Origin of the sequence: Pseudomonas sp. H26/SER47-MNA-CIBAN-0231 (genome assembly GCF_040310465.1) — a bacterium.
Taxonomy (GTDB): domain Bacteria; phylum Pseudomonadota; class Gammaproteobacteria; order Pseudomonadales; family Pseudomonadaceae; genus Aquipseudomonas; species Aquipseudomonas atacamensis.
This window is the reverse complement of sequence record NZ_JBEOPW010000016.1, coordinates 37,453-55,856: the sequence shown is the minus strand read 5'-3', so window position 1 is coordinate 55,856 and position 18,404 is coordinate 37,453. Positions and strand designations below refer to the sequence as shown.

Here is an 18,404-nt window from a genome sequence, read left to right as displayed (position 1 = left end):
GATCTTTATTGACGTACGAGCCGATGATTCGGCAGCTGTACGCTTTCGGTACTGCGATACGGATTGATATCCAGCCCACCCCGGCGAACGTAACGTGCAAACACAGTGAGCTTTTCAGGTTTCAACAACCGCTGCAGATCGAGGAAAATCCGCTCCACGCATTGTTCGTGGAAGTCCGAATGCTGGCGGAAGCTGACGATGTACTCCAGCAGGCTGGCGTGATCCAGCGCCGCGCCGCGATATTCCACCACGACGCTGCCCCAGTCCGGCTGGCTGGTCACCGGGCAGTTGGATTTGAGCAGGTGGCTGTGCACGCTCTCTTCAACGATCCGCGAATCATCGCAACGCAGCAGCTCCGGACGCGGGTGCTCATAATTGCTGACGCTGATATCCAGATCGTCGATGCACACGCCCGGCAACGCCACCACACCTTCGGCTTCGACGTCCTTCAGACTGCGCACCCGCACGCCCACCGGTTTGCCGGCAGCGGCGGACAGATCCTTGACCAGCGTCGCTTGCAATGTGGCGACGTCGGCGAACGGCGTCTGGTTCAGCGAGTTGAGGTAAAGCTTGAACGACTTCGATTCGATGATGTTCGGCGAGTCCGCCGGGATGCTGAATTCAGCAATCGCCACCACCGGTTTGCCCGAGGGCAGCAGCCACGACAGCTCGAAGCAGTTCCAGAAATCCACGCCTTTATACGGCAGGGTTTCGGCGGTCAGGCCCAGCTCGGCCCATTTCGCGGTGCGCGGAATAGGGAACAACAGGGACGGCGTGTACGTGGCAATGTATTCGCTGGATTTGCCCAGCGGCGAATGTTCGGCTGCGGGATGCATGGCGGAAACCTGACTGAAGAATCAGCGGATTCTACCAGCCTTTGCCCGCGCCTTTGAGTGCTTACTGACTGACTGTCAGTTTGCCGACCATGCCCGCCTGATAATGCCCGGGGATATTGCAGGCAAACTCGAGCGCCGTGGCCTTGCTGAAGGTCCAGGTCAACTCGGCGGTTTTGCCCGGCTCGACCAGTACGCTGTTGGGGTCGTCATGCTGCATGCCATGCCCCATCGCCGCGTGATCCATGCCTGCCATGTCGTGGGACATTTCTTTCATGCCTGTCGGCGTGAGCATGCCGCTTTGCTGCATCTGCAACATTTCCTGCTGGTGACTGGCATGCATCGCCGCATCACCGAGGTTGAATTCGTGCAGTAACTGGCCTTTATTCACCAGCACAAAGCGAATGGTCTCACCGGCCTTGACCTGTATGGCTTTCGGGTCGAAGTTCATGTCGCCCATGACGATTTCGATACTGCGCGTGGCCTGGCTCGCCGCTGCCGGCTGGCCGAAGGCGAAGGTGTGCACCGGTGTCGCCCAGACTGGCGAACTCAATGCCAGCAGACAGGTGGCTATTTTCAGCGAGGTGCGCAAAAACATGGTCGTACTCCAACAAGAGAAGGTTCAGCCTGTGGGAAACTCTAACCACCCAGGACTGGCATCGACCTGACAGGCAGATTACAACTTTGTCAGCTTGGCGCTCATCGCCGGATCTCACGGTATAACGCCTTCGCCCTTCCAAATACCAACCCCGCCCGAGTCGCCCATGAAACTGTTGATCGTCGAAGACCAAGCGAAAACCGGCCAATACCTGCGTCAGGGCCTGACCGAGGCCGGATTCAATACCGAGCTGGTGGCTGACGGGATCAGCGGCCAGCAATTGGCCTTGAGCGGCGACTACGCGCTGTTGATCCTCGATGTAATGCTGCCCGGGCGCAGTGGCTGGCAGATTCTCCAAGCGGTGCGTAGCGCCGGCCTCGACACGCCGGTACTGTTTCTCACCGCCAAAGACGCCGTGGAGGACAGGGTTCACGGCCTCGAACTGGGCGCCGACGATTATCTGGTCAAGCCGTTCGCCTTTTCCGAGCTGCTCGCGCGGGTGCGCAGCCTGTTGCGGCGCGGCAGCGCGATCGCCCAGGAAACCAGTCTGCAACTGGCCGATCTGCGCCTGGATCTGATCCGCCGCCGGGTCGAACGCAGCGGCCAGCGCATCGACCTGACCGCCAAGGAGTTCGCCCTGCTGGAAATGCTCCTGCGCCGTCAGGGTGAAGTCCTGCCCAAATCGCTGATCGCCTCGCAGGTCTGGGACATGAATTTCGACAGCGACACCAACGTCATCGAAGTGGCGATACGCCGCTTGCGCCTGAAGATCGACGATGACTTCCCCAACAAGTTGATCCACACCGTGCGCGGCATGGGTTACGTGCTCGAAGAGCGTTCGCTGTGATGCGTCGTTGGTCCTTGAGCACGCGCCTGGCACTGTTGTTTGCCGCCTGCACTGCGGTGGTCTCGCTGTTCGCCGGGGTGCTGTTCGACCGCGCCAGCGAGGCGCACTTCATCGAGCTTGACCAGCAACAACTGGAGACGAAACTGATCGGCCTGCGCCGCGCCTTGCAGGATCTCCAACCTGCCCAGCGCGAGGCGCGGCTGGCCGATGAACTCAGCCGGCAGGCGGATCTGTCGTTGCGCATCACCAGTGGCGACGGGCAGCACTGGTACGACAGCTCGGTGCAGATTCCGAAGAATCTGCCCCTGCAAACCGGCCTGTCGACCATCAGCCATGACGGCACCGATTACCGCGTGCTGCGCGCCCCGCTCTACCCGGACACAGCGGATTCGCCGCAACTGACGCTGCTGCTGGACATCACCCATCACCAGCATTTTCTTACGCGCATGCAGCATCTGATCTGGCTGACCGTCGGCCTGTCAGCGCTGGCTACCGCCCTGCTCGGCGCTTGGGCGGCGCGCAGTGGTCTGCGCCCGTTGCGGCGGATGAGCGCGGTGGCACGTGGGATTTCTGCGCAATCGCTGAATGCCCGCCTGCCTGAAGAGAAGATGCCGCCAGAGCTTGCGGAAATGGCCCACAGCTTCAACGCCATGCTCGCACGCCTCGACGACTCGTTTCAGCGCCTCTCGGCGTTCTCCGCCGACATCGCCCATGAACTGCGCACACCGTTGTCGAATCTGCTGACCCACACCCAGGTCACCCTCACCCGCCCACGGGCACTGGAGGATTACCGCGAAGCGCTGCACAGCAACCTCGAAGAACTGCAATGGATGGCGCAACTGGTCAACGACATGCTCTACCTGGCCAAGGCTGACCACGGCTTGCTGATGCCCAAGCGCGAACCACTGGAGCTGGCGGATGAAGCTGACATGCTGCTGGAGTTTTTTGCGCCATTGGCGGAAGACGCCGGCGTGAGTTTGAGCCGTGAAGGCGAGGCGCGAATCGAAGGTGATCGCGGCATGTTGCGCCGGGCCTTGTCGAATCTGCTGGATAACGCGCTGCGGTTTACCCCGGCCGAGGATTATGTGCGCTTGAGCATCGTCGACGAGGGGGAGATCGTGCGCGTCTGCGTCGAAAACAGTGGCGAGGGGGTTTCAGCGCAATTACTGCCACGTCTGTTTGACCGCTTCTATCGAGCGGATCCGGCGCGGCAGGAAGGCAGCAGTGAGCATGCGGGGTTGGGTCTGGCGATCACCCAGTCGATCGTGCGTGCCCATGGCGGGACGATTCATTGCGAATCGGAGGCGGGGTTTACGCGGTTTGTGATCCAGTTACCGAAGCAGAACTGAGGCCAGCAGGTCCGGCCCCTTCGCGAGCAGGCTCGCTCCCACAGGGAAATGCATTCCAACCGTGGGAGCGAGCCTGCTCGCGAAGGCGGTCTTAAGGTTACGAGTATCTCAGCGCATGCGCCGGTTCGATCTTCGCCGCCCGCCACGCCGGATACACCGTGGCCAGGAAGCTCAGAATGAATCCCGCCGAGCAGATCAACAGCACATCGCCGCCCTGCAGTTCCGAAGGCAGGTTGCTGACGAAATACACGTCCGAACTGAAGATATGCTGGCCGGTCACACGCTCGACCCAGCCGACCAGTTCGCTGACATTGAGCGCCGCAATCACGCCCAGCACGCCGCCAATGATGGTGCCGGCAATGCCGATCACCGTGCCCTGCACCATGAAGATCGCCATGATCTGCCGGGGCGTGGCGCCGATCGTGCGCAGGATCGCGATGTCGGCGCCCTTGTCGTTCACCACCATGATCAGCGTCGCAATGATGTTGAACGCCGCCACCGCGACGATCATCAGCAACAGCAGGCCGATCATGGTTTTTTCCATCTTCATCGCGCTGAACAGGCTGCCCTGGGTGTGAGTCCAGTCGTCTGCCTTGAAGTCAGCGCCGAGGCCACTGGCAATGTCCGCAGACACCTTCGGCGCGGCGTACAGATCCTTGACCGCCAGACGCACGCTCTGCACCTGATTCGGTTGCCAGTGCTGCATGGTCGCGGCATCGGCGACATGAATCAGGCCCATCGAACCGTCCAGCTCGGCGCCGACCTTGAACACGCCCACCACATTCAGGCGCTGCATGCGCGGGGTGATACCGCCCGGCGCGGTGCTGACTTCCGGGACGATCAGAGTGATCTTGTCGCCGACATTGAGGCGGAAACGCCGCGCGGTGATTTCACCGATCACCACACCGAATTCGCCCGGCTTCAAGGCATCGAGACGCCCCTGCACGATGTGCTGGGCAACGATCGACACCTTGCCTTCCTGGGCCGGATCAACGCCGCTGATCTGAATCGGCTGCATCGAACCCTTGTAGGACAGCATGCCTTCCATTTCGGTGAACGGCACGGCGGCCGTCACTTCGGGATTTTTCATCGCGGCGGCGGCCACCGGCTGCCAGTCATCGATCGGCTTGACGCCAACGATAGTGGCATGGGGCACCATGCCGAGGATGCGCGAGCTCATTTCGCGCTGAAAGCCGTTCATCACCGACAGCACCACGATCATCGCCAGCACGCCGAGGGCGAGGCCGATCATCGAGGTCATCGAAATGAACGAAACAAAGCGATTGCGGCGCTTGGCGCGGGTATAGCGCGTGCCGATAAAGATCGATAACGGTCTGAACATTCGCTGGGGCACCGTATAGAAATAAAAGACCCGGCACCGTTACGGGCGCCGGGTTTCAGCCAGTCAGATGGGGGTCAGGCAGCCTTCCTGCAGCTGCAGAACGCGATCCATCTGGCGAGCCAGGTTCATGTCGTGCGTCACCACCAGGAACGCCGTGCGCATCGAAGTGCTCAGCTCCAGCATCAGATCCTGAATGCCTTCGGCGGTGTGCAGGTCGAGGTTACCGGTTGGCTCATCGAGCATCACCAGCCCCGGGTTGTTCACCAGGGCACGGGCGATGGCCACGCGCTGACGTTCGCCGCCGGACAGCTCGGCCGGTTTGTGTTCCAGACGATGGCCCAGACCGACGCGCTCCAGCAATGCCGTGGCACGCTGACGCGCCTCCGGGATGGCGGTCTTGCCGATCAACAGCGGCATGCAGACGTTTTCCAGCGCGGTGAATTCCGGCAGCAAATGGTGAAACTGATAAACGAAACCAAGCGCGCGATTGCGCAGCAGGCCACGCTTTTTCTCGCTTAATGCCGACAGCTCTTCGCCGTCGAGCCAGACACTGCCTTTGCTCGGCGTATCGAGGCCGCCGAGCAGGTTGAGCAAGGTACTTTTGCCGGAACCGGATTTACCCACGATCGCCACACGTTCGCCCGGGTGCAACTCCAGTTGCAGGCCGGCCAGCACTTGTACCGACTCCGGACCCTCCTCGTAGGATTTGCCCAGGTTACGGCAGCTCAGAATTGCTTGTTCACTCATGCCCGACTCACTCATAACGTAACGCCTCCGCCGGCTGGGTGCGCGCGGCACGCCAGGCGGGATACAGGGTGGCGAGGAAACTCAGGACCAACGCAGCGGCGCAGACCATGACGACGTCCTGGCTCTGGACCTGCGAAGGAAGATAATCAATGAAATACACGTCAGCATTAAGGAACTTGTGGCCGATCAGCCCTTCAAGCGCCGAAATGGCCGCACTGACATTCAGTGCCGCGAGGATCCCGACCACCGCGCCAATCGCCGTGCCGACCACGCCGATCACTGTGCCCTGAACCATGAACGTGCGCATGATCGTGCCCGGAGTGGCGCCAAGGGTGCGCAGAATGGCGATGTCGCCCTTCTTGTCGTTCACCACCATCACCAGCGTGGAAATGATGTTGAACGCGGCGACGGCGACGATCAGCAGCAACAGCAGCCCGATCATGGCTTTTTCCATGCGGATCGCTTGATACAGGTTGCCGTGGGTGCGGGTCCAGTCGCGGGCGTAGTAACGATCTTCGCCGAGCTGCTGGGCAATGTTCCACGCCTCGCGCGGGGCCTGGAACAGGTCGTCGAACTTCAGACGCAGGCCCTGCACCTGATCGGCTTTCCAGCGATGCATTTTCGCCAGATCCTGCAGATTGGTCACGCCGAGGTAGCCGTCGAGCTCACCGGCGCCGACATGGAAAATCCCGACCACGGTGAAGCGCTTCATGCGCGGGAACATGCCGGCCGGGGTCACGCTGACCTCGGGCGCAACGAAAGTGACCTTGTCGCCAATGCCGACGCCGAGCTTGGTGGCGGCCTTGTCGCCGATGACGATGCCGAAGCTGCCGGGCGTCAGGTCGTCGAGTTTGCCCTGCTTCATGAAGTTGTCGATGATCGACACATTGCGCTCCAGCGCAGGATCAATGGCGTTGAGCAACACCTTGGAAACCTGACCGTTGTTGGTCAGCAGGCCCTGCATCTGGGTGAACGGCGCCACCGCCGTCACCTGCCGGTTCTGCTTGACCTTGTCGGCCAGGCTTTGCCAGTCATTGATCGGCTCGCCGGTCTCGAGAGTAGCGTGGGGCACCATGCCCAGCACGCGGGTGCGCATCTCATGATCGAAGCCGTTCATCACCGACAGCACGACGATCATCACGACCACGCCAAGGGCGAGCCCGATCATCGAAGTCAGGGAAATGAATGACACAAAATGATTGCGACGCTTTGCACGGGTATAACGCGTGCCGATAAATACGAAGAGAGGTCTGAACATGTCGGGGCTTGTTCGGAGGGAAAAGGAACGTCCTTGTGGCGGGGGTCGAAAACCAGCTTTACACTCAGACCACCGCCGCTACCATGGGTTCGCCATGTCGACATTAGATGAAGAAGATCGCCGCGAATACTACCGTATCGAGGACACGATCGCACTGGAAATTCGGCCCCTGTCCGCTCCCGAAGCCGCAGGTCAGGAAGTGTTGCAGGATGCTTCCCCACTCTTCAACCTGCTCAGCGAACTGCACCTGAGCGAATTCGAGTCGCAGCACCTGTTGCGGCAGATCAGCGAGCGCGACCGCGCCATCGCCGCGTTTCTCAAATCGCAGAACAAACGCATCGACCTGCTCAGCCAGGTGATCGCCCTGACCGTGCTCGGCCAAATCGGCGAGCCGCAGCCGGTGATCATCTCCGAGGGCGGGATCGACTTTCAGTACCCGACCCCGATTGCCACCGGCGCACACCTGTCGGTGAAACTGGTACTGATGCCGCAGGCGCTTGGCCTGCTGCTGCGTGCCCGGGTCACCCATTGCGATCCCAAGGGCGATGGCTATGACGTCGGCACCGAGTTCGAGCGTCCGACCGATGCCCAGCGCCAATTGCTCGCGCGCTACATCTTGCAAAAGCAGGCTCAGGAACGTCGTCTGGCCCGCGAACAGAACGAATCTGGCATTTAACTTAAGGAAGCACCGTGACCCTCATCTACGGCCACCGCGGCGCCAAGGGCGAAGCACCGGAAAACACCCTGAGCAGCTTTCAGGAATGCCTCAAGCACGGCGTGCGTCGCTGCGAACTGGATCTGCACCTGTCCAAGGACGGCGAGCTGATGGTCATCCATGACCCGACGCTCAAACGCACCACCGACCGTCGCGGCAAAGTCGTCGAGCACACCGCCGCCGAACTGGTCACCTACGACGCGCGCAAGGGCGGCCCGGGCTGGATCAAGCCGTGCCCGATTCCGACGCTGGAAGAGTTGTTCGAGCAATGTGATTTCGAGCACTGGCAGCTGGAAGTCAAAAGCGCATCACGCACCCGCGCGGCGACTACCGTGCTGGCGATTCGGGAAATGGCTCAGCGCCACGGCCTGCTCGACAAGGTGACGATCACTTCGAGTTCGCGGGAAGTCTTGAAGGCAGCGCTGGATCTGGTACCCGACGTATCCCGTGGCCTGGTGGCCGAATACGCCTGGCTCGATCCGCTGAAAGTCGCGGCGAGCTACGGCTGCGAGATTCTCGCATTGAACTGGACGCTGTGTACGCCGGAACGCCTGCAGAAGGCGCAGCGTCAGGGCCTGCATGTGTCGGTGTGGACCGTCAACGAGCCTGCACTGATGCGCAGACTCGCCGACTTCGGCGTTGACAGCCTGATTACAGACTTTCCCGGTTTGGCCACTGCCACCCTTGAGAATTGCTGAAATCGGTCTCCCCGGCCGGCTCAGGCCACCGGCCGGAGCCCGTCAAAAAAGCCGGTTGAGGCCGTCGTACGCCGCGACCCGATAGGCTTCGGCCATGGTCGGGTAGTTGAACGTGGTGTTGACGAAATACTTCAGGGTGTTCAGCTCGCCCGGCTGGTTCATGATCGCCTGACCGATGTGAACGATCTCCGACGCCTGATAACCGAAGCAGTGCACGCCGAGCACTTCCAGCGTTTCGCGGTGGAAGAGGATCTTGAGCATGCCTTGCGGCTCACCGGCAATCTGCGCCCGCGCCATGCTCTTGAAGAAGGCCTTGCCGACTTCGTACGGCACTTTCGCCTGGGTCAGCTCCTGCTCGTTCTTGCCGATCGAGCTGATCTCCGGAATGGTGTAGATGCCGGTCGGCACGTCATTGACGAAGCGCCAGCTGCCATTGTCGACGATGCTGCCAGCGGCCGAACGGCCCTGGTCGTGGGCGGCACTGGCCAGGCTTGGCCAGCCGATCACGTCACCGGCGCCGTAGATGTTTTCCACGCAGGTGCGGTAGTTCTGGTCAACTTCGATCTGGCCACGGCTGTTGACCTTGACCCCGATGTTTTCCAGACCCAGCGTGTCGGTGTTGCCGGTACGGCCGTTGCACCAGAGCAAGGCGTCGGCCTTGATCTTCTTGCCGGATTTCAGGTGCAGGATCACGCCGTTGTCCACGCCTTCGACGCGGTCGTACTCTTCGTTGTGGCGCACGGTGATGTTGTTGTTGCTGAAGTGGTAGCTCAACGCCTGGGAAATTTCCGAGTCGAGGAAGCTCAGCAACTGGCCACGGTTGTCGACCAGCTCGACCAGCACACCCAGACCACTGAAGATCGATGCGTATTCGCAACCGATCACACCAGCGCCGTAAACGATCAGTTTGCGCGGGGTGTGGCCGAGGCTGAGGATGGTGTCGCTATCGTAGATACGCGGGTGGTGGAAATCGATGTCCGCCGGGCGATACGGACGCGAACCGGTGGCGATGATGATGTGCTTGGCCACCAGCTTCTCGACCACGCCGTTGCCGCAGACCACTTCGATGGTTTGCTCGTCGGCGAAGCTGCCGGTGCCGAAGAACACGTCGACGCGGTTACGGGCGTAGTAGCCAGTGCGCGAGGCGACTTGTTTGGAAATGACTTTTTCGGCGCTTTTCAACACGTCCGGGAAGGAGAACCAGCGTGGCTCGCCGATCGCGCGGAACATCGGGTTGGTGTTGAACTGCATGATCTGCCGCACCGAGTGACGCAGTGCCTTGGACGGGATGGTGCCGAGGTGGGTGCAGTTGCCGCCGACCTGGCGACGGCTGTCGACCATCGCGACCTTGCGCCCCGCTTTGGCGGCGTTCATTGCCGCGCCTTCTCCCGCCGGGCCGGAACCCAGTACCACCACGTCGTAGTTGTAGACAGCCATGCGTACTCCTCAGAACAGGCCGCGGTGCCAGCAGCACCGGCGGCTAAATCACGCCGAACGGCGGCGCGAAGGAACAATTGGGGGCCAGTGAAGAACCCGGACACAGTCTATAGAAGCGTCAACGCCGCGCACATTAACCCTTGGTCGCGTCGTAGGCTACTTTTGCCTGCACTACAACGCCAGCTTTCGTCTTGTCTTCGGTCAGTTTTTTTCGCCGACAAGCTGCGCAAATGCCTGACTGCTGCGGGTGACGAAACCTGTATCGGCACGCAGGACAAAGAATGCAGCAATGTCATGCTTTTGGGCATAGTCCCGCGCCCTTTCCGGCCCGAGAATCAGCAACAGCGTCGATAGTCCATCGGCCATCAGCGCTGAAGGATGAATCACCGTGACTGACGCCAGGTCGTGTAGGACCGGTCGCCCGCTGCGTGCATCGAAGGTGTGAGAATAACGCCGACCGTCCTGCAGAAAATAATGGCGGTAGTCACCGGAGGTGGACACGCCGTAGCCATCGACATCGATAATCCGCTCGGCCACTTGCTGGTCATCGCGAGGCTCTTCGAGAGCGATGCGCCACGCTGAACCATCCGGCTTCTTGCCCCGGGCTTTGAGTTCGCCCGTGGCTTCAACCAGGTAATTGTCGATGCCCATGCCCTGCAATCTGGCGGCGATGGCATCCACGGCGTAACCGGCGGCAATACTGTTGAAGTCGACTTCGACGGCGGCGTCCTTGCACAACTGCTCGCCGTCGATGCGCAGATGCTGATGACCGACTCGCTGCATGACCTCGGCCAGCGCGGCCGCATCAGGGATCTTTTCTTCGCGTCCTTGCGGGCCGAATCCCCAGAGGTCCAGCAGCGGCTCTACGGTCAGGTCGTAGGAGCCTTCACTTTGTATTGAAAGCTGTTCGCCGATGCGGACCAATTCGAGCACCGCTGCCGGCATGGCTTGGCAGCTATCGGCGGGCAAGGCGTTGAAACGTTCGATGGCGGAGTCACTTCGGTAAGTCGACAGCTGTTGATCGACTTCACCGAGGACGGCCTGCACTTCGCCGCGCACGCGCGCAGGATCGGCGCCCCCGGCGTGGCGCACGTACTTGACCGACCAGGTGCTGCCCATGGTCGAGCCACCGACCTGTTCCAGGGAATCGCCGGTGCCGCAGCCGACCGAAGCCGCCGCCAAGACCACAAGCCCCCACCAGCGTCCAGTTAACAATTCTTCATCTCCCCGCAAAACCACGGCGGCCATTATGAACTACAAGCGCCCGCTCGCTTCCCCATGGCTGCAACGCCTTTATACAAAATTGAACAGTGAGTACCTCCCATGTCCTCCACCACGGGCAAAGGCAAAGCGATCTTTCGCGTTGTCAGCGGCAACTTCCTCGAAATGTTCGACTTCATGGTCTACGGCTTCTATGCCACGGCCATCGCCAAAACCTTCTTCCCCACCGACAGCGCCTTCGCTTCGCTGATGCTGTCGCTGGCGACCTTCGGTGCCGGCTTCCTGATGCGCCCGCTGGGGGCGATTTTCCTCGGTGCCTATATCGACCGTCACGGACGGCGCAAAGGACTGATCATCACTTTGGCGATGATGGCCGCCGGTACAGTGCTGATTGCCTGCGTACCCGGCTACGCGACGCTCGGTGTCGCCGCGCCGCTGCTGGTGTTGTTCGGCCGTTTGCTGCAAGGCTTCTCGGCGGGCGTGGAACTGGGCGGCGTGTCGGTGTATCTGGCGGAAATTTCTACGCCGGGGCGTAAAGGCTTTTTCGTCAGTTGGCAGTCGGCCAGCCAACAGGCAGCCGTGGTGTTCGCCGGTCTGCTCGGCGTTGGCCTCAACCACTGGCTGAGTCCGGAGCAGATGGGCGAATGGGGCTGGCGCGTGCCGTTTCTGATTGGCTGCATGATCGTGCCGGTGATTTTCTTCATCCGTCGCTCGCTGGAAGAAACTCCGGAATTCCAAGCGCGAACCCACCGCCCTACCCTCGGCGAGATCGTCCGCTCGATCGGCCAGAACTTCGGCGTCGTCATTGCCGGCATGGCGCTGGTGGTGATGACCACGGTTTCGTTCTACCTGATCACTGCGTACACGCCGACGTTTGGCAAGGCCGAGCTGCACCTGTCTGATCTCGATGCGCTGTTGGTGACGGTGTGCATCGGCTTGTCGAACTTCTTCTGGCTACCGGTGATGGGCGCGGTATCCGACAAGATCGGCCGTAAACCCTTACTGCTGGCGGCGACGATTCTGGCGATCCTCACTGCGTATCCGGCATTGTCATGGCTAGTGGCGAACCCGAGCTTCAGCCATTTGCTGATTGTCGAACTATGGCTGTCCTTCCTCTATGGCTCGTACAACGGCGCGATGGTGGTGGCGCTGACCGAGATCATGCCGGTGGAAGTGCGCACGACCGGTTTCTCACTGGCTTACAGCCTGGCGACGGCGACGTTCGGCGGCTTTACCCCGGCGGCGTGTACCTACCTGATTCATGTGCTGGACAACAAGGCAGCACCGGGCATCTGGCTCAGTGGCGCGGCGGTGTTGGGGTTGATTGCGACGTTGGTATTGTTCCGTGGCAACCGGCATGAGTTGCGCACGGCGCAGGCTGCTGTGGTTGGCGGCGCCAGCTAGATCTCACCCGCCAGCGCGATCGCTCCCACGCAGAGCGTGGGAACGATCACTCCACAAACAAAAACGCCCCGACAAAATGCCGGGGCGTTTTCATTCAAGCCTGAGGCTTAGCGCGGGAACGCTGGCGGATTCACATCAGCCATGTCTTCCATTACGCGAACCACCTGGCAGCTGTAGCCGAACTCGTTGTCGTACCAGACGTACAGAACGACGCGGTTGTCCTGCACGATGGTCGCTTCAGCATCGACCACACCGGCGTGACGCGAGCCGACGAAGTCGGTCGACACCACTTCCTGCGAATTGACGAAGTCGATCTGCTTGTGCAGCTCGGAGTGCAGCGCCATGTAGCGCAGGTACTCGTTCATCTCTTCACGGGTGGCGGCTTTCTCAAGGTTGAGGTTGAGAATGGCCATCGACACGTTTGGCGTCGGCACACGGATCGCGTTACCGGTCAGCTTGCCGGCCAGCTCAGGCAGAGCCTTGGCAGCAGCGGTAGCGGCACCGGTCTCGGTGATTACCATGTTCAGCGCGGCGCTGCGGCCACGGCGATCGCCCTTGTGGAAGTTGTCGATCAGGTTCTGGTCGTTGGTGTACGAGTGAACGGTTTCGACGTGACCGTTGATGATGCCGAACTTGTCGTTGACCGCTTTGAGCACCGGCACGATGGCGTTGGTGGTGCAGGAAGCAGCCGAGACGATCTTGTCGTCAGCGGTGATTTCACCGTGGTTGATGCCGTGAACGATGTTCTTCAGCTTGCCCTTGCCAGGCGCGGTCAGAACAACGCGGTCGATACCCGGGCAGGCCAGGTGCTGACCCAGGCCATCGGCGTCACGCCAGACACCGGTGTTGTCCACCAGCAGCGCGTCTTTGATGCCGTACTGGGTGTAATCCACCTCGGTCGGGTTCTTCGCGTAGATCACCTGGATCAGGTTACCGTTGGCGGTGATGGTGTTGTTTTCTTCATCGATGGTAATGGTGCCGTTGAACGAACCGTGTACCGAATCGCGACGCAGCAGGCTGGCGCGTTTGGTCAGGTCGTTCTCGGCGCCTTTGCGCACGACGATGGCGCGCAGACGCAGGCCGTCGCCACCACCGGTTTTCTCGATCAGGATGCGCGCCAGCAGACGGCCGATACGACCGAAGCCGTAAAGAACAACGTCGGTGCCTTTGCGGGCCGAGGCGTTCTGCTGGCCAACCACGTCAGCCATCTCTTCACGCACGAACTGCTCGGCGCTGCGGCCGTTGCCTTCATTGCGGAATTTGAACGCCAGCTTGCCCAGATCCACCGACGCCGCGCCGAGCTTGAGCTCGCTCATGGCCTTGAGCAGTGGGAATGTTTCGTGGACGGAGAGTTCGCTGTCGTCCGAAGAACGGTGGCGAGCAAAGCGGTGAGCTTTGAGAATCGCGATGACAGACTGGTTGATCAGGCTGCGGCCATAGATCGAGCTAACCACGTTGTTATTGCGGTAGAGCTGACCGATAAGCGGGATCATCGCTTCTGCGAGTGCTTCACGGTCGATCCATTCACCAAGACACTGGTCGGGCTTCTGAGTCACGGTAACCTTCCACATGTAGGGGCAGAAAAAAGGGGCTACATTATGCCGCCGACAAGCCCTTTCAGCAATGCGCGCTTGTCGCGCAATCGGTAACAAAATCCCGTTCAAAAAATTTACGCCTTTCTCCAGCCCAGTAAAACCGGGGCTTTCAGCGCAGTCAATTTTTCGACGACTGTTAGACGATGTCTGTAACCCTCCGTAACACCACCCGGTTTCGGCACTACATAATCATGAAAAAAGTGCTCGTTTTTATGGTTACCACTACATTTCGTCCAAACCATGAAGATAGACGCAGTCTGCAACTGACAGGCGGCACCGGAGGCCGCTACAATTACCGACTTTGTCGCAACGCCTGGAGCTCAACCTTCCGTGCCTGTTCTGCGTCTACCGCTACTCCCTGCCGAAGCAGGTAAACAGCACTGGGGCAATCTGCCCGGTGCCGCCCTCAGCCTGGCGATTGCCGAGGCTGCCAGCGCTGCCAAGCGCTTTACCCTGCTGCTGACCGCCGACAGCCAAAGTGCCGAACGGCTGGAACAGGAGCTGAGTTTCTTCGCCCCGGATTTGCCCGTACTGCATTTCCCCGACTGGGAAACCCTGCCCTACGACCTGTTCTCGCCGCACCAGGACATCATCTCCCAGCGCATCGCCAGCCTTTACCGCCTGCCGGAACTGGCCCACGGCGTGCTGGTGGTTCCGATCACCACCGCCCTGCATCGCTTGGCGCCGACCAAATTCCTCCTCGGCAGCAGCCTGGTGCTGGACATCGGCCAGAAGCTCGACGTCGAACAGATGCGCGCGCGGCTCGAAGCCAGCGGCTATCGCTATGTCGACACGGTGTACGAGCACGGCGAGTTCACCGTACGCGGCGCGCTGATCGACCTGTTCCCGATGGGAAGCAAACTGCCGTATCGCATCGACCTGTTCGATGACGAAATCGAAACCCTGCGCACGTTCGATCCGGAAACCCAGCGTTCGATCGACAAGGTCGAGTCGGTCAAGCTGCTGCCGGCCCGCGAGTTTCCGTTGCAGAAAGACGCAGTCACCCGTTTCAAGGCGCGTTTCCGTGAGCGCTTTGACGTCGATTTTCGCCGCTGCCCGATCTTTCAGGATTTGAGCAGTGGTATCACCCCGGCCGGCATCGAGTACTACCTGCCGCTGTTCTTCGACGAAACTTCGACGCTGTTCGATTACCTGCCTCAGGACACACAAGTGTTTTCGCTGCCGGGCATCGAGCAAGCGGCGGAAAACTTCTGGAACGACGTGCGCAATCGTTACGAAGAACGCCGCGTCGATCCTTCGCGTCCTTTATTGCCACCGGCCGAACTGTTCCTGCCGGTAGAGGATTGCTTCGCGCGCCTGAAGAATTGGCCACGCGTCGTTGCCAGTCAGCAGGACGTTGAAAGCGGCGTCGGCCGTGAGCGCTTCCCGGCCCATGCGCTGCCGGACCTGGCCATCGAAGCCAAAGCCACGCAACCACTGGCGGCGCTGGCCGGTTTCCTCGAAGAATTCCCCGGTCGTGTGCTGTTCACCGCCGAATCGGCGGGTCGTCGCGAAGTCCTGCTGGAACTGCTGGAACGTCTGAAGCTGCGGCCGAAAACCGTCGACAGCTGGCCGGACTTCGTTGCCAGCAAGGATCGTCTGGCGATCACCATCGCCCCGCTCGACGAAGGTCTGCTGCTCGACGACCCGGCGCTGGCGCTGGTGGCGGAAAGTCCGCTGTTCGGGCAACGAGTGATGCAACGTCGTCGCCGCGAGAAGCGCAGCGACGTCAGCAACGATGCGGTAATCAAGAACCTCACCGAACTGCGTGAAGGCGCGCCGGTGGTGCATATCGATCACGGCGTCGGGCGTTATCTGGGCCTGACGATTCTGGAAATCGACAATCAGACCGCCGAATTCCTCACCCTCGAATACGCCGAGAACGCCAAGCTCTACGTGCCGGTCGCCAACCTGCACCTGATCGCGCGCTACACCGGCAGCGACGATTCGCTTGCGCCGCTGCACCGCCTCGGCTCGGAGACCTGGCAGAAAGCCAAGCGCAAAGCCGCCGAGCAGGTGCGTGACGTCGCCGCCGAATTGCTCGACATTTACGCCCGTCGCGCCGCCCGTGAAGGTTACGCCTTCGCCGACCCGAAGGCCGATTACGCCACCTTCAGCGCCGGTTTCCCGTTCGAAGAAACACCCGATCAGCAAGCCACCATCGAGGCCGTGCGCGAAGACATGCTCGCGCCGAAACCGATGGATCGCCTGGTCTGCGGCGACGTCGGCTTCGGCAAGACCGAAGTGGCCATGCGCGCCGCGTTCATTGCCGTGCACGGCGGGCGTCAGGTGGCGATTCTGGTGCCGACCACCCTGCTCGCCCAGCAGCACTACAACAGTTTCCGCGACCGCTTCGCCGACTGGCCGGTGACCGTGGAAGTGATGAGCCGTTTCAAGTCGGCCAAGGAAGTCAACGCGGCGATCGCCGATCTGGCGGAAGGCAAGATCGACATCGTCATCGGCACGCACAAGCTGCTGTCCGATGATGTGAAGATCAAAAACCTCGGGCTGGTGATCATCGACGAAGAACACCGTTTTGGCGTACGCCAGAAAGAACAGCTCAAGGCCCTGCGCAGCGAGGTCGATATTCTGACCCTGACCGCGACGCCGATTCCGCGCACGCTGAACATGGCGGTGTCGGGCATGCGCGATCTGTCGATCATCGCCACGCCGCCAGCGCGACGCCTGTCGGTGCGCACTTTCGTCATGGAGCAGAACAAGAGCACGGTCAAGGAAGCCCTGCTGCGTGAACTGCTGCGTGGCGGTCAGGTTTACTACCTGCACAACGATGTGAAGACCATCGAAAAATGCGCCGCCGACCTCGCCGAACTGGTGCCGGAAGCGCGCATCGGTATCGGCCACGGGCAGATGCGCGAACGTGAACTCGAACAGGTGATGAGCGACTTCTACCATAAGCGCTTCAACGTGCTGATCGCCTCGACCATCATCGAGACCGGCATCGACGTACCGAGCGCCAACACCATCATCATCGAGCGCGCCGACAAGTTCGGCCTGGCCCAGCTGCACCAGTTGCGAGGCCGCGTTGGCCGGAGTCACCACCAGGCTTACGCCTACCTGCTGACACCGCCGCGCCAGCAGATCACTTCCGACGCGGAAAAGCGTCTGGAAGCGATCGCCAATACCCAGGACCTCGGCGCCGGTTTCGTGCTGGCCACCAACGACCTGGAAATCCGTGGCGCCGGCGAACTGCTCGGCGACGGTCAGAGCGGGCAGATTCAGGCCGTCGGTTTCACCCTGTACATGGAAATGCTCGAGCGCGCAGTGAAGTCGATCCGCAAGGGCGAGCAGCCGAATCTCGATCAACCGCTGGGCGGCGGCCCGGAAGTCAATCTGCGGGTGCCGGCGCTGATTCCGGAAGATTACCTGCCGGATGTGCATGCGCGGTTGATTCTGTATAAACGCATCGCCTCAGCCACTGACGAGGAAGGCCTCAAGGATCTGCAGGTCGAGATGATCGACCGCTTCGGCCTGTTGCCGGAGCCGACCAAGAACCTGGTGCGGATCACCGCGTTGAAATTGCAGGCGGAAAAGCTCGGCATCAAGAAAGTCGACGGCGGGCCGCAAGGCGGGCGTATCGAGTTCGAAGCGCAGACGCCGGTTGACCCGATGACCCTGATCAAGCTGATCCAGACGCAGCCCAAGCGCTACAAGTTCGAAGGCGCAACGATGTTTAAATTCCAGGTGCCGATGGAGCGCCCGGAAGAACGTTTCAATACTGTCGAGGCGCTGTTTGAGCGTCTCATCCCGAAATCCGCTTGAAGGACGCCCGATGCGCCTGTTCCGCTCTCTGACTTTGTTGCTTGCACTTGCAGCACCGACGGCGTTTGCCGATGACACGTATCAGGTCGAAATGATCCTGGTGCGCCAGAATGCCGTCCCGGCCATCGTCAGCCGCGCCGCCCCGGAAGACTGGGCCGCTGGCGCCCAGCGCCTGGGCAGCGACAGCCAGCGCACCCCAGCGCTGAATGATGTAGTGAGCAAACTCACCGCCAGCGGCGAGTACACCGTGCTGATGCACAAAGCCTGGCAGCAGAGCCTCGGCGAATCGCCGGCGAAAGTCGCAGTGAGCGAAGGTCAGGAACAGTTCGGCCAGTTCCCCATCGAGGGCACGCTGGAAATGAAACTCGGCCGCTTCACCGACGTGACCGCCGATTTCTGGGTCAATCAGATCGACGCCAATGGCCTGGTCACCGCCAGTGAGCGCCTGCGCCAGGACAGCCACACCAAGAACGGCCAGCTCAATTACCTCGACAACGGCCACCTGGCCCTGCTGATCAAGATCACTTCCCTGACCGCGCCAGCGCCTCGCGAAGCGCCTGAAGTCGTGCCGGACTGATCG

The 18,404-nt window shown here is 61.0% G+C and carries 15 protein-coding genes; 7 read left to right on the top strand and 8 right to left on the bottom strand.

The window, feature by feature from the left end; genetic code table 11:
- Positions 1-5: 5 nt before the first annotated feature.
- Together queF and copI are read right to left on the bottom strand one after the other, a co-directional pair.
- Positions 6-836 (bottom strand): NADPH-dependent 7-cyano-7-deazaguanine reductase QueF, encoded by an 831-nt coding sequence (gene queF / locus AAEZ10_RS21210; protein ID WP_071173047.1) that lies wholly within the window; start codon positions 834-836, stop codon positions 6-8.
- A 61-nt stretch (positions 837-897) separates the two neighbouring features.
- Complete coding sequence (gene copI, locus AAEZ10_RS21205; protein ID WP_243242822.1) at positions 898-1,431, bottom strand: copper-resistant cuproprotein CopI; 534 nt, start codon at positions 1,429-1,431, stop codon at positions 898-900.
- A gap of 166 nt (positions 1,432-1,597) precedes the next feature.
- Here copI and AAEZ10_RS21200 point away from each other — a divergent pair, with 166 nt between their 5' ends.
- Both AAEZ10_RS21200 and AAEZ10_RS21195 read left to right on the top strand, forming a co-directional pair.
- On the top strand, positions 1,598-2,278 hold the full coding sequence (locus AAEZ10_RS21200) for a heavy metal response regulator transcription factor (protein ID WP_071173049.1): 681 nt from the start codon (positions 1,598-1,600) through the stop codon (positions 2,276-2,278).
- On the top strand, positions 2,278-3,627 hold the full coding sequence (locus tag AAEZ10_RS21195; RefSeq protein WP_350570864.1) for a heavy metal sensor histidine kinase: 1,350 nt from the start codon (positions 2,278-2,280) through the stop codon (positions 3,625-3,627). Before AAEZ10_RS21200 ends, AAEZ10_RS21195 begins: the two co-directional genes overlap by 1 nt.
- A gap of 97 nt (positions 3,628-3,724) precedes the next feature.
- On the opposite strand, the gene AAEZ10_RS21190 is transcribed toward AAEZ10_RS21195, so the two are convergent.
- The 3 genes from AAEZ10_RS21190 to AAEZ10_RS21180 form a co-directional block, all read right to left on the bottom strand.
- The gene (locus AAEZ10_RS21190) at positions 3,725-4,969 is read right to left on the bottom strand and encodes a lipoprotein-releasing ABC transporter permease subunit (protein ID WP_350570862.1); all 1,245 of its coding nucleotides are present in this window, start codon (positions 4,967-4,969) and stop codon (positions 3,725-3,727) included.
- A gap of 63 nt (positions 4,970-5,032) precedes the next feature.
- On the bottom strand, positions 5,033-5,731 hold the full coding sequence (lolD, locus tag AAEZ10_RS21185; protein ID WP_024013628.1) for a lipoprotein-releasing ABC transporter ATP-binding protein LolD: 699 nt from the start codon (positions 5,729-5,731) through the stop codon (positions 5,033-5,035).
- Positions 5,724-6,974 carry a lipoprotein-releasing ABC transporter permease subunit gene (locus AAEZ10_RS21180; RefSeq protein WP_024013629.1) on the bottom strand — a complete coding sequence of 417 codons (1,251 nt, stop codon included), beginning with the start codon at positions 6,972-6,974 and terminating at the stop codon, positions 5,724-5,726. Before AAEZ10_RS21180 ends, lolD begins: the two co-directional genes overlap by 8 nt.
- Before the next feature lie 94 nt (positions 6,975-7,068).
- Between AAEZ10_RS21180 and AAEZ10_RS21175 the strand changes: the two genes are divergently transcribed.
- Positions 7,069-7,650, top strand: a complete 582-nt coding sequence (locus tag AAEZ10_RS21175; RefSeq protein ID WP_350570859.1) for a PilZ domain-containing protein — start codon at positions 7,069-7,071, stop codon at positions 7,648-7,650.
- 14 nt (positions 7,651-7,664) lie between these two features.
- On the top strand, positions 7,665-8,387 hold the full coding sequence (locus AAEZ10_RS21170) for a glycerophosphodiester phosphodiesterase (RefSeq protein ID WP_008087738.1): 723 nt from the start codon (positions 7,665-7,667) through the stop codon (positions 8,385-8,387).
- Positions 8,388-8,429: 42 nt separating this feature from the next.
- On the opposite strand, the gene sthA is transcribed toward AAEZ10_RS21170, so the two are convergent.
- The gene (gene sthA, locus AAEZ10_RS21165) at positions 8,430-9,824 is read right to left on the bottom strand and encodes a Si-specific NAD(P)(+) transhydrogenase (protein ID WP_016775479.1); all 1,395 of its coding nucleotides are present in this window, start codon (positions 9,822-9,824) and stop codon (positions 8,430-8,432) included.
- 201 nt (positions 9,825-10,025) lie between these two features.
- Entirely contained in the window at positions 10,026-11,072 is a 1,047-nt protein-coding gene (locus AAEZ10_RS21160) for an FAD:protein FMN transferase (RefSeq protein WP_350570856.1), read from the bottom strand.
- Positions 11,073-11,147: 75 nt separating this feature from the next.
- Here AAEZ10_RS21160 and AAEZ10_RS21155 point away from each other — a divergent pair, with 75 nt between their 5' ends.
- The gene (locus AAEZ10_RS21155; protein ID WP_110646762.1) at positions 11,148-12,449 is read left to right on the top strand and encodes an MFS transporter; all 1,302 of its coding nucleotides are present in this window, start codon (positions 11,148-11,150) and stop codon (positions 12,447-12,449) included.
- A 107-nt stretch (positions 12,450-12,556) separates the two neighbouring features.
- Here the strand turns inward: AAEZ10_RS21155 and AAEZ10_RS21150 are convergent, their stop codons facing one another.
- Positions 12,557-14,020, bottom strand: coding sequence for a glyceraldehyde-3-phosphate dehydrogenase (locus AAEZ10_RS21150; protein ID WP_016775482.1), 1,464 nt, complete (start codon positions 14,018-14,020; stop codon positions 12,557-12,559).
- A 354-nt stretch (positions 14,021-14,374) separates the two neighbouring features.
- On the opposite strand from AAEZ10_RS21150, the gene mfd reads away from it, so the two are divergent.
- Both mfd and AAEZ10_RS21140 read left to right on the top strand, forming a co-directional pair.
- On the top strand, positions 14,375-17,824 hold the full coding sequence (gene mfd / locus AAEZ10_RS21145; protein ID WP_350570854.1) for a transcription-repair coupling factor: 3,450 nt from the start codon (positions 14,375-14,377) through the stop codon (positions 17,822-17,824).
- Positions 17,825-17,834: 10 nt separating this feature from the next.
- Entirely contained in the window at positions 17,835-18,401 is a 567-nt protein-coding gene (locus tag AAEZ10_RS21140; RefSeq protein ID WP_339101249.1) for a CsiV family protein, read from the top strand.
- Positions 18,402-18,404: the final 3 nt, after the last annotated feature.